Source organism: Marinobacterium arenosum, from assembly GCF_019795155.1.
In the GTDB taxonomy this organism is placed as follows: Bacteria; Pseudomonadota; Gammaproteobacteria; order Pseudomonadales; family Balneatricaceae; genus Marinobacterium_C; species Marinobacterium_C arenosum.
Genome location: NZ_JAILYN010000082.1, coordinates 1 through 12,025, shown reverse-complemented (window position 1 = coordinate 12,025; position 12,025 = coordinate 1). Strand labels below are relative to the sequence as shown.

At 61.8% G+C, this 12,025-nt stretch carries 8 protein-coding genes and 1 tRNA gene; 4 read left to right on the top strand and 5 right to left on the bottom strand.

Annotated elements, in window-relative coordinates:
• Window positions 1–706: 706 nt before the first annotated feature.
• Entirely contained in the window at window positions 707–1,417 is a 711-nt protein-coding gene (locus tag K6T12_RS20715; RefSeq protein ID WP_222224876.1) for a hypothetical protein, read from the top strand.
• Between the two features lie 193 nt (window positions 1,418–1,610).
• Here K6T12_RS20715 and K6T12_RS20710 read toward each other — a convergent pair whose 3' ends face one another.
• The 3 genes from K6T12_RS20710 to K6T12_RS20700 are packed head-to-tail and all read right to left on the bottom strand — an operon-like array spanning window position 1,611 to window position 6,626.
• Window positions 1,611–2,375, bottom strand: coding sequence for an NAD(P)-binding domain-containing protein (locus K6T12_RS20710; protein WP_222224875.1), 765 nt, complete (start codon window positions 2,373–2,375; stop codon window positions 1,611–1,613).
• A gap of 51 nt (window positions 2,376–2,426) precedes the next feature.
• Window positions 2,427–3,482: a response regulator gene (locus tag K6T12_RS20705; protein WP_222224874.1), complete on the bottom strand. Its 1,056-nt coding sequence runs from the start codon at window positions 3,480–3,482 to the stop codon at window positions 2,427–2,429.
• Between the two features lie 57 nt (window positions 3,483–3,539).
• Entirely contained in the window at window positions 3,540–6,626 is a 3,087-nt protein-coding gene (locus tag K6T12_RS20700) for an AraC family transcriptional regulator ligand-binding domain-containing protein (RefSeq protein ID WP_222224873.1), read from the bottom strand.
• Between the two features lie 94 nt (window positions 6,627–6,720).
• Here K6T12_RS20700 and K6T12_RS20695 point away from each other — a divergent pair, with 94 nt between their 5' ends.
• Window positions 6,721–7,455 (top strand): substrate-binding periplasmic protein, encoded by a 735-nt coding sequence (locus K6T12_RS20695; RefSeq protein ID WP_222224872.1) that lies wholly within the window; start codon window positions 6,721–6,723, stop codon window positions 7,453–7,455.
• A 412-nt stretch (window positions 7,456–7,867) separates the two neighbouring features.
• The gene (locus K6T12_RS20690) at window positions 7,868–10,183 is read left to right on the top strand and encodes a YgiQ family radical SAM protein (RefSeq protein WP_222224871.1); all 2,316 of its coding nucleotides are present in this window, start codon (window positions 7,868–7,870) and stop codon (window positions 10,181–10,183) included.
• A 127-nt stretch (window positions 10,184–10,310) separates the two neighbouring features.
• Here the strand turns inward: K6T12_RS20690 and bfr (K6T12_RS20685) are convergent, their stop codons facing one another.
• Together bfr (K6T12_RS20685) and bfr (K6T12_RS20680) are read right to left on the bottom strand one after the other, a co-directional pair.
• Window positions 10,311–10,781: a bacterioferritin gene (gene bfr / locus K6T12_RS20685; RefSeq protein ID WP_222224870.1), complete on the bottom strand. Its 471-nt coding sequence runs from the start codon at window positions 10,779–10,781 to the stop codon at window positions 10,311–10,313.
• A gap of 13 nt (window positions 10,782–10,794) precedes the next feature.
• A complete protein-coding gene (gene bfr, locus K6T12_RS20680; protein ID WP_222224869.1) occupies window positions 10,795–11,259 on the bottom strand; it encodes a bacterioferritin in 465 nt (154 codons plus the stop codon).
• A 672-nt stretch (window positions 11,260–11,931) separates the two neighbouring features.
• Between bfr (K6T12_RS20680) and K6T12_RS20675 the strand changes: the two genes are divergently transcribed.
• Window positions 11,932–12,019: transfer RNA gene (locus tag K6T12_RS20675), tRNA-Ser, on the top strand.
• Window positions 12,020–12,025: the final 6 nt, after the last annotated feature.

Genomic DNA, 12,025 nt, shown 5'->3' with positions numbered 1-12,025 from the left:
GGCTCTGACCGGCCTGAAGTGCCTTGGCAAACGCCTGGATATCGATTTCGTACTTATCAGCCATGATGTGTCGCTCCCTTTTTCAGTCAGTGTAGGAAACGACACAGAACTCTGAACACTACCTTTTCTGCTGGGGACGTTGAGCTTGGCGGCGTTTGCGTAATTTTGATCGCTACATCCCACTACCGCTTACAAGGGCTACGCCGCCTATGGTAGCGTATGTATTATATTGCTCTGGATAGGGGGGAATACGTTCTATCGCCTGGGATTTTATCGATTCAGGTGTGGCGATGTCGGGCATGGAAATATTCAAATTCGAACCTCGCAACACATAACAGTGTTGTCATCAAAGAAACGTAGCGAGGGGCCGCGCAGGTTCCCCGAAAGGTGAGGAGCGTAGCGACGAATAATCCCTCCCTCACCGCCACGAATTCAGAAGCCCTGCACAGTTTGAGCGGGGCTTCGTCGTTTCAGGCGGCACAAAAGTTTCCTGCGGGGATGTCCGAAATAACGCTTGCACCTCCGGCTGGACCGGGTCGGGCTTTTGAATGGCTTCAGCCTACCGATCGCTTGCCGTGTTGCGCCATTGCCCCATGGCACTGGACTGACCGGTCCTTTCGCCTGACTGTATATAGCTCCTTGCCGGCGGGCTGGCCCACTTATTGCTCTATCCATATCGAATCCAATTCGAAACAGGGAGAGCGCGATGTCGATTCAGGCAACCCAGGCCTACAACTACGTAAATACGGTATCAGGCACCGCGGCGGCCAAGGCCACTGGGACTTATTCCAGCGGTGGAACAGCGGCAACCGCCAGCCGCCCGGCGGAACAGAATGACCGCTCCGTCGCGCTGTCCGAGCAGGGCAAGGAGATGTCGCAGTCGGACCAGGTCTATAAAATGGACACCGGCGCCGGTGAGAAATACCTGGATCTGGGCAGCTTTTTCGCCTCACCCGGCCGTCAAGTTGACTCGCTCTCGCTGGATGGCCTGTTGCTGCCGACAGAGAACAACGTCCGGGCCCTGCAGGAGCATATCTCGTCGGTCTTTCCCGGCTTTCTGGCCGAAAACGGTATTCCCGAAGCGCCCGACAAAATCACCTATGACAGCTCCGGAAATATGGTGCTGCCGGCCGACTATCCGTACGCCGACAAGCTGAAGGCGGCGCTGGAAAACGACCCGGCGCTGGCGCGCGAGCTGAGCACTGCCAACGCCCTTGCATCGCACCTTGCCGGAATCAAGGCAACAGAGCCGTTCCAGCAGGAATACGCCCAGGCCAAGAGCCAGGCCGAGATCGACGCCATTATCGATAAGTACAGCTATCTGTTCGGTGAAAACCGCCGCTATCCGGATATGGCGTTGCTGTTTACTAACGACGGCCAGCTGACCATCACGGCCGATGACAAGGCGCTGGTTTAGCTATTGGCCAACAGAGGCGATGTGCCGGTGATATCCGTTATTGGGTCAAATTCATCCCTGGTCTGCGTTCCCTGTGTCTGACGGCGTGAAAGCGGAGAGTAATCGGCTGATCTCTTGATCAGGCCTTTACTAGGGGCATCGCGGGTTGGCGGGAATCATCTGCATCAGCTGAACAAGCATCCCGTAAAAGCATTCAGCCTTTCAGCGACTTGTTGACCTGTTCACAGGCGTCCTGCCAGGGTGAGAAGGCATCGTTGGATTCGAGCAGGTCCAGCCCCAGCTTGGTAAAGGTGCCGTCGGTGGCGATGGAGTCGCTGATCGCCTGCAGTGGCCATTCCGGCCGGGCAGCTGCCAGGCCGGTGGCACCGCGCACCGAATGGAGCACCAGCTCGCGGGCCTGCTCCGCCGCCATGCCTTGCTCGGTATACCAGTCGGTCAGTCGAGCGAGAAATGGATAGATCCAGCCGTTCATGCAGGCGGCGGTGCTGGCCAGTTCAAAGCTGTCTTCGTTATCGAAGGGGATCAGGTTGCCTAGCTGGCTCAGCAACCGGCGGGCGCTGGGGTGGTTCGGATAAAGCGGCACGGCGCCTTCGCCGACTTCGGCGCAGGCCAGCGGCAGCGTACGCACCACTTGGGCAGGGCCGGCGAGTTCGCCGAGCTGTGCCAGCGGCATACCGGCCACGCAGGAGACCAGTAGATGGTCCGCGCTGAACGTCAGGCTTTCTAACAGTGACCGAACCTGATTGGGCCGGACGGCCAGCAGGATCAGCCGGCAGCGATCCACCACCTGCTGGTTGTCGGCGGCGATCTCGCAAGCGTGCTGCTCGGCCAGCGCCTGGCTGCGTTGCCGGTTGCGCGGTGACAGCAGGATCGGCCGTTGGTCGCCGGCATGGCGCAGTCCCGCCACCATGTAGCTGGCCAGATGGCCGACCCCCAGAATTCCCAGTTGTTCGGACATCGGTTAACTCCTTAGGTGGGCTACCAGCGGTTCAGATAGGCTACCGGCGGCTTAAATCGGCAACCGGCAGCGCAACAGTTGCTCGCCGTCGGATTCCAGCAGCTCACCGTTCAATGCCCGGCAGAGGTAATCGAGATTGCTGCGCAGCTGCTGCTGCCAGGGGTCGTTGCCGGCAGGGTGGGCGGCCGGGCTGCTGAGGCTGATCAGCAGGTCGTTACCCAACTGGTTGAGCTGCAGTTTCAGGTCGGCGCCGTCGGCCTGCTCGACCGCCAGCTCGAGTGCCGTCTGCAGCAGCAGTTGCAGCCAGGCCGGGTCGGCGTGGATCTGGGCCGGCAGGTCGCTGCTGAGCTTGTAGTCCAGCAGCCAGCCTTCGCGGCGCATCTGCGGCAGGAAATGTTTCAGCAAGGCGTCCAGCAGGGCGGCCAGTTCCACCGGCTGTTCGCTGCGGGGCTGGCTGTCGCTCAGCTGCAGTTGACGGCAGGCGGTATGCAGCCGTTGCTGGTGGGCGTTCAGTTCGCCGACCAGGTCCTGCACCATCGGGTTGAGTTCGAACTGCTGCAAACGTAGCCCCTGTCGCAGGGTGGCTTCGGCCAGGGCGCTGAGCCGTTGGCCGGCGGCCAGCAGCAAGCGGCCGTCGCCGTGCTGGGGAGCGGTGTCGCTGGAGGCATTCTGGCTGCGGGCGCTTTCGATATCGCGATAGGAGCGCAGCGCCACCACCACCGAGGTCAGCAGGCGCGAGGCGGACAGCTCCGCCTTGCTGAGATAGTCGTTGATATCGTAATTGACGATCACTTCCGCTTCCGGCGCATAGCCTGGGTGACCGGTGCGCAGGATGATCCGCAGGTCGCGGTTGCCCAGCTCGTTGCGGATATGGTCGACCAGCTGCAGCCCCTCGTTATCGGTCTCCATCACCACGTCCAACAGGATCACCGCGATATCGTCATATTGCTGCAGCCGTTGGCGTGCTTCCCGGCCGCTCATCGCGCTGATCAGCTCGATCGGGCGCTGCTCGAATTCGTAGCCGCGAAAGATCATCCGGGTGATGCCGTGAATACCCTCTTCGTCGTCAACGACCAGGATGCGCCAGGGAGTGGTGTCGTTTGCCATAGGCTCGCAGTATTTTCGCCGGGTTATTGTTATCGGGTTGCGGTGTCTGGAGAGTCACTATTGTGCCAGTGAATTCAGCAGCCTTTCCAGCTGTTTCACCTTGGCCAGCGCGCCCCATTGCCGATACAGCGCGCAGGCCTGCTGCAGGCTGAGCAGCGCCAGCCGCCGTTGGCCGATGCTGAGCAGGTAATCGGCGAAGCGTTCGTAGCAGAGTGCGCGGTGATGCAGGAAGCCCTGTTGCTCGGCGGCATCGATCGCCTGCTGGTACTGCTGCAGGGTGGCCTCCAGCTGATGGTCGAGGCGCAGCTGCTCGGCACGGATCAGTTCCAGCTGGCAGTGGAAGTTGACCGGGCTCTGGCGGCTCCAGAGTTCCAGCCGGGACTCCAGGCGGGCCAGTTCGCTGCGCTGGTAGCGCGACAGGTTGGGGCGCTGCTGAAACTGGATCAGCCGCATCATGCCGCTGCAGAACAATGCCTCGGTCAGCGCGTAATGGCCGCTCAGCTGCTGTTCCAGCCGAGCCTCCCAGCTCAGCAGGGTGGCCCACTCCTGGCGGCGGTCGAGCAGCAGCGCCAGCATCAGTAGCGTAACCGCCTGCCAGCCGTGGCTGAACTCGGACGGCGGCAGCCGGCGGGGCTGTTCGCAGGTCAGCTGTTCGGTCAGCAGCAGTACCGAATCGGCCAGCCGTTGTGCACTGCCCGGTTGCTGGCGGGCCCGCATCTGTTGCTGCAGTTCCTGGGCCTGTTGCTGAAGGGGCGGTAGCGGCTGGCCACGCAGCCAGTCCAGGTTGCAGCGGATCAGCTGGGCATCGGCCGTGGTCTGCCAGAGGCCGTGGTCATGCCCGATACGTTCCGCCTGGCGCAGCCGGTCAAGCGCCTGTTCAAGCGGCGCGAACCAGTGCTGTACCTGGCTGCCCTGGATCAGGTTGGCGCTGGCGGCGACCGCCGCCGTGCCTTCGTTGGCCAGTTGCAGCCCCTGCGCCGACAGGGTCTGCGCCAGGGCCTGGTCGGCGCAGAACCAGCTGCACACCCAGGCGTAGCTGACGAAAGCGAACGCGGTGTACTCGCTACGGCCCTGTTGCAGCGACAGCAGGGTCATGCGGGAGACCGCGCAGGCGGTCAGCAACGGCTGGCCTAATCTGCCGGCGTCCAGCGCGATCTGCTTTAACAGCGCCAATTGCAGCAGGTCTTGGGACTCATGCAAGGTTGGCAGTTCCGCCAGGCGGCAGCTGTCGAGCTGCTCGCCGATGCTCAGCAGCTGGTCGGCCAGTTCCAGCCGGGCGCTGCGATCGTCGCCGGGTAGCGGTTGCTGATCCTGCCGCCAGGCGTCGAGCATCGCAGCCAATGCGGCCTCGGGGTGGTTCTGCTGGCGCAGCCGTTGGGCTTGCAGCAGCGCGAGTCGACAGCGTTCGGCCCGCTCGAGTGGGGTCTGGCTCAATTCAGCCAGCAGCTGTTCCGCCTGCGGTGTGTCGCCGCCGTTTAGCAGTGCGGCGGCGCGTTGCAGTTGCAGGGTTGTTGGCTGCTGCGCCGGCTCGGCGATCAGCCGCCAGCGGATCGCCTGCTGCAGCAGTTCGGCGGCTTGCGGGAAACACTGTTCGGCCGCGGCCAGTTCGGCGGCTTGCTGGTTCAATTCGGCCAGCAGCCGGAACTGGTCGCCGGGCAGTTGCTCGCTCGGGCCACGATTCAGGTGGTCCAGCGCCCGTAGTAGCGGGATGAGCGTACTGGCGGGTTGCTCCAGCTGGGCCAGCAGGTAGAGGCCGGTGGTGCGATGCCGCTGGGCCTGTTCGCTGGCGCCCAGCGCGTCAACCAGCTGCTGGCGGATTTCCGGGTGGTTGAATCTATAGCTGGTTGGCCGATGTTCTGCTGTCGTGCCGGGGACGGGGTCATCCTGCTGGATCAGCTGCAGTTGCTGGGCCGGCCACAGGTGGATCGCCAGCCGGGCCAGCGGGTTGTCGGTCACCGCCGCCAGGCTTGCCAGCTCGAACTGCTCACCCAGCAACGCAGCCCAGCCGAGCAGTTGGCGGCTGAAGTCGCTCAACTGGCGTAATCGTTGGCTGACCTGCTGGGGCAGCGCCGCCCCGTTTGGCCAAGCGGGCGAGGTCGGGCTGGCGTCCGGCAGGCTGTTGTCGATCGGTGTCGGCGGGGCGGGTTTGATCTGCTCGCGGTACTGGCTGGGTGGTATCCCCATCCAGCGTTTGAACGCTTTCTGGAACGCCGACTGGTTGGAGAAGCCGAGTCGGTAGGCGATCTCGCCGAAGCTGAGCCGGCCTTTCAGGATCAGCTGCAGGCAGAGTTCCCGTCGGGTCTGGTCGTAGATCTCCTGGAAGTTGGTGCCCAGAAGGCCGAGCTTGCGCTGCAGGGTGCGCAGGCTCAGGTTCAACGCAGCGGCCACCTGCTCACGTCGTACCGAGCCGTCCCCCTCGGTCAGTTGTTGGCGGATCTGGTTGCGGGTACGGGCGATCAGCGCGCTTTGCTGGGCCGAGGCGCTGAGCAGGGTGTCGGCGAACTCGCGGTGCAGCTGGTGCATCTCGGCGTTGGCGTCCAGGCAGCGCTGCGCCATGTAGTCGCTGGCCAACAGCAGCTGGTTGCGGGGGGCGTCGAACTGCACCTCGGCGGCGAAAAAGCGCTGGTAGGCCGGCGGGTCGTCCGGTGCCGGGAAGGCCAGCTCCACCGCCAGTGCCGGTACCTGGCGGCCGGTCAGCCAGCGTGGCCAGTTCAGCAGGCAGGCCAGGAAATACTCGGTGGTTTTCTGCTGTGGCCGGTTCAGTTCCAGCGTCAGCCGGGTGCCGGCCAGGGTCTGTTCCATCTGCAGTGCGGCGCCTTCGAACAGCAATGGCAGGTAGTCGATCAGCACCTGGTAGGCGTCGCTGAGGGTAGCCGCGGTGGCCATCAGGAAGCCGATCGAGCCGAGCATCCGTGGTTGGGTCGCTTCGCCGAGGCTCAGCGCGATGCGTGGGTTGGCGGTTTCGGTGGCCAGCGCCTGCAATAGCTGCTCGTAGTGTTCGGCGGGAAAGCGTGCCCCCGGCTTATCCAGCTCCTGCTGTGCCAGGCCGCAGTCGGCCAACAGCCGGTCCGCTTCCAGCTGATGGTGCTGGGCAACCTGTAGGGCGGGATCGAGCAGTTTGGCGAGTGCGCTGGCCGGTGGCATGTCAGGAAAATTTCCGCAACCTGATAGGGGCGAACAGAGTATCATAGCTCCGTTCGATTTTTGTCCTGACGTGCCACTGACGGGTTTGTTGCCGATGACTCAACGCCTCTATCGTCTGTTAATGCTGCCGTTGCTGATGCTGCTGTGGGCCGCTAGCGCCTGGGCGGATGCGTTGCGGGTCGGTATGCCGCTGCCCGGCCAGGTGCCCTTTTTCTGGCGGGACGACGCGGGCGAGTATCGCGGTATCTATCCGGATACCCTGCGTCTGGTGGCGGCGGATATCGGCGTCGAGCTTAAGTTCGTGCCACTGTCGCAGGCCCGCTTATTGCGGCACTTCGAGATCGGCGAGATCGACCTGGAAGCCGGCGTCTCGGCGCAGCCGGACGAGAATTCGCCGCTGGGCCAGGTATCGCTATTCAGCCGGCCGTTCGGCCTCGTCAACGAGGTGATCATCTACCGGCCACAACTGTCGTTCCCGGTGTTTATCCTGAAGGACCTGAGCGGCCAGCGGGTGGCCACGGTGCGCGGTTCAACGGTGCCGGGCTATCTGGTGCGGGAGGACTTCGCCAACGAGTGGCAGATCGCCCAGCGGGTGCATCGCGGCTGGAACGATATCGGCCTGATGAAGGAGGCGCTGGCGCTGCACTATCAGCGCAACGCCGGGCTGGAGTACGAGATCTCGCTGCCCTATGCCAGCAACCCGGTCAGCTTTCGGCTGCACCGCCAGCGCGCTGAGCTGCTCGAACCGATGAACGCCAGCATCGAGCGGCTGGCACGTGAAGGGCAACTGGAGCGGCTGGTCTGCAAATACCTCTGCGGCACCCAGTAAGAGTTGAGTTAACAGATGGGAGTTAACAGTTAACAGCTCGTGTTTGTTGTAGCAGCTCGCTCCGAGGGCGACCCCTAAGGAGCTACAAGCGAGCGGTAAGTGGCCCACCAGATCAGCTCGCTCGGAGGGCGACCGGTCATGGTGCCGACGGGAACGCCCTCAGATCGCGGTCTGAGCCCGCTGCTACGGGTGTTCCTGTGTAGCAGCCCGCTCTGAGGGCGATAGCCGCGGATGGTACCAATCCTGTCGCCGCGAATAGAGAGCGGAGCGGCTGACCCGATCTGTCAGCGATAAGCTCAAGTCGACAAATTAAAAAACACCTACTTCCCTAGTCGGATTAGCCGGTTTTACTGGGCCCGGAGGCTGTTTTCTGGGACAATGCACGGTTTCCACCAGCAGCTTTATTCCCGCCATGATCAGAACCGCTCCCAACCTGTTTTCCTATCCCCGCTACTGGGCCGAGTGCTACGGCACGGCGCCGTTTTTGCCGACCTCGCGGCAGGAGATGGAGCAACTGGGCTGGGACAGCTGCGACGTGGTGCTGGTGACCGGTGACGCCTATGTCGATCACCCCAGCTTCGGCATGGCGGTGATGGGGCGGTTGCTGGAGGCGCAGGGCTACCGGGTGGGGATTATCGCCCAGCCGGACTGGAAGAGCGCCGAGCCGTTCAAGGCGCTGGGCAAGCCGAACCTCTATTACGGCGTCACCGCCGGCAATATGGACTCGCTGATCAACCGCTACACCGCTGACCTGCGTATCCGCCACGACGACGCCTACACCGCCGGCGGGATGGGCGGCAAGCGCCCGAACCGGGCGGTGATCGTCTACAGCCAGCGCTGCAAGGAGGCGTACCGCGATGTGCCGGTGGTGATCGGCGGTATCGAAGCCAGTCTGCGCCGGATCGCCCAGTACGACTACTGGAGCGACGAGGTGCGCCGCTCGGTGCTGATCGATTCGACCGCCGATATCCTGCTGTACGGCAACGCCGAGCGGGCGATTGTCGAGCTGACCCACCGGTTGGCCGACGGCGAGCCGGTCGAGCGGATCAACGACCTGCGCGGTACCGTGGTGATCCGCCAGAGCGCACCGGAAGGTTATACCGAGCTGGACTCCAGCCGGGTCGACTGGCCGGGTCATATCGACCAGCTGCCCAACCCGTACGAATACATCGAAGCGGCGCCGAGTGAAGCGAAAGACCCGCAGGCGCCGCAACCGATCAAGATCGTACCGATGCCGCTACGTCGTAAGGAAAAGGAGCTGAACCCGGCGCACACCTGCATCCGCTTGCCGTCGTTCGAGAAGGTCGCCAAGGATCCGGTGCTCTATGCCCATGCCTCGCGGGTGCTGCACCAGGAGTCTAACCCGCACAACGCCCGCGCGCTGATCCAGCGTCACGGCAAGCGCGAGATCTGGGTCAACCCGCCGCCGATTCCGCTGGAAACCGACGAGATGGATGCGGTGTTCGGCCTACCGTACCAGCGGGTGCCGCACCCGATGTATGACGGTCAGCGCATCCCGGCCTACGACATGATCAAGTTGTCGATCAACATCATGCGTGGCTGCTTCGGTGGTTGTACCTTCTGCTCGATCACCGAGCACGAGGGGCGCATCATCCAGAGCCGTTCGCACGAGTCGATCCTCGAGGAGATCGAGCAGATCCGCGACAAGGTACCGGGCTTCACCGGCACCATCTCGGACCTGGGCGGACCGACCTCCAACATGTACAAGCTGAACTGCAACGATCCGGAGATCCAGGCCTCCTGCCGTAAGCTCAGCTGCGTCTACCCGACCATCTGCAAGAACCTGAACACCGACCACAGCCCGACCACCGAGCTGTATCGCAAGGCACGCAAGGTGAAAGGGGTGCATACCGTGGCGATCGCCTCGGGGCTGCGCTACGACCTGGCGGTGGAAGACCCGGAATACGTGCGCGAGCTGGTGACCCACCATGTCGGCGGGCTGCTGAAGATCGCCCCGGAGCACAGCGAAGAGGGTACGCTGAGCAAGATGATGAAGCCGGGCATGGGCACCTATGACCGCTTCAAGAAGATGTTCGACAAGTTCTCGGCCGAAGCCGGCAAGAAGCAGTACCTGGTACCGTACTTCATCGCCGCCCATCCGGGTTGCGAGGACGAGGACATGATGAACCTGGCGCAGTGGCTCAAGAGCAATAACTTCGAGGTGGACCAGGTGCAGACCTTCTACCCGTCGCCGATGTCGCTGGCCACCGCGATGTACCACTCCGACCGCAACCCGCTGAAGCAGGTGACTTATAAGGCGGAGAAGCTCTACACTCCGAAGGATAAGGAGCAGCGCAAGACCCAGAAGGCGTTCCTGCGCTACCACGACCCGGACAACTGGCCGCAGCTGCGCAAGGCGCTGACCGAGATGGGCCGCACCGACCTGATCGGCCATGGCGCGAAGGCGCTGGTGCCGCCGGAGGAGAAAGTCGTAGGCCGCGGACGCGGCGACGGCAAGGGCGCAGGCCGCGGCAAGCAGGCTGGCGCGGGGAATGCTCGTAACACCGTCAATAAAAATGCCCAGCTGGCGCGGGGCGATAAGCGTACGCCGATCAATCCACCGGCCAAGGCGAAAGCGGGGCAGGGCGGCAGACCCGGTCAGTCTGCGCAGGCCAAGCCGGTTGCTAAAGCGGCCAAACCGGCCGGTAAGGCTGGCACTAAGAAAAGCGGTAAGAAAACCCGTCAGCGCAGCCTGAAGCGTTCCTGATTCTGAATGCTTAGGCGAGTGCCCGATCAGCCTGAAAGACTGTTAACTCAACACTGTTAACTGTTTACTCATCAAAAAATGCCGGCTATCGAATAGCCGGCATTTTTTGTCGGTAAGCTGACAGGCTTCAACCCATCTTTGACTGCAGGTAGTTGGGCAGGCCGACCTTGTCGATCAGGCCCAGCTGCTGTTCCAGCCAGTAGGCGTGATCCATCTCGGTATCCTCCAGCAGCTGGGTCAGCATATGGCGGGTCTGGTAGTCCTGCAGGTCTTCGCACAGCTTCATGGTGTCTTTCAGCAACTGATCGACCTCGTACTCCACCTGCAGGTCGTTGCGCAGCATTTCCGGTACGTCCTTGCCGATCCGCAGGCCGTCGCGCTTGGTCATGTCGGGCGTGCCTTCCAGGAACAGGATACGCTCGATCAGCTTGGAGGCGTGGCCCTTCTCGTCGTCGAACTCGTGATCGATCCGCTCGTACAGCTCCTTCAGCCCCCAGTCTTCATACATGCGTGAGTGGATGAAGTACTGGTCCATGGCGGTCAGTTCGCTGGCCAGCAGCCGGTTCAGGGCGTCGATAATCTGTGAATTGCCTTTCATTGCTAGCTCCCGGTTACATTTGCGACTGCAGGTAGTTGGAGATGCCGATCTCGCTGATCAGATGCTGCTGGGTTTCCAGCCAATCGACGTAGTCCTCCTCATATTCTAGGATCTCGGTCAGCAGCTCGCGGCTGACGTAGTCGCCGCTCTCCTCGCAGTAGGCGATCGCCTCGCGCAGCAGCGTCAGCTGGTCATGCTGCAGGTCCAGGTCGCACTTCAGCATCTCTTCGGTGTCTTCACCGATCCGCAGCCGCTCAAGCTGTTGCAGGTTCGGCAATCCTTCCAGGAACAGTACGCGTTCGATCAGCTCGTCTGCCTGTTTCATGTCCTTGATCGATTTCTTGTACTCTTTCTCGTCCAGCTCTTTCAGGCCCCAGTTGCGGTACATGCGAGCGTGCAGAAAGTACTGGTTGATCGAGGTCAGTTCGCAGGTCAGCACCTTGTTCAGGTACTTGATGACCTTTTTATCGCCTTTCATTGGCCTTTCTCCCGGTCAAAATCCGTACGGTTATTGTCAGCATAGAATCTGCTAAAGCATAGGCCCGAAGTATGACGGCAACAAGAAAAGTTACTTTAGAATCAATGGGTTAATAATGGGTGTGAGAATTTCTATCAGGCTGATTCCCATTTGTGGCTGGGAATGGTTTTGATTGTATTTAAAGCGTGTTTCGAAGCGCAGCGCGGCTCGGAAAAAGGGTTGCGATAACAGCGACTTATCCTTAATATACCCGGCCTCTGCTGGATGCGGATTGAAACGTAACAGTAGAGAAAATACGGTGAACTGTCCGAGTGGCTGACTCGGAGGCGAAGCCGTAGAGAACGTCGGAGCTTGCGACGACGGTAACGAGCACGTCAGGCGTGCAGTTATGAGGTTCGAAAGAACTACGCAAGTGAAAATGTGGTGAGGTGTCCGAGTGGCTGACTCGGAGGCGAAGCCGTAGAGAACGTCGGAGCTTGCGACGACGGTAACGAGCACGTCAGGCGTGCAGTTATGAGGTTCGAAAGAACTACGCAAGTGAAAATGTGGTGAGGTGTCCGAGTGGCTGACTCGGAGGCGGAGCCGTAGAGAACGTCGGAGCTTGCGACGACGGTAACGAGCACGCCAGGCGTGCAGTTATGAAGTTCGAAAGAACTACGCAAGTGACAATATGGTGAGGTGTCCGAGTGGCCGAAGGAGCACGCCTGGAAAGTGTGTATACGGAAACGTATCGAGGGTTCGAATCCCTCCCTCACCGCCACGAATT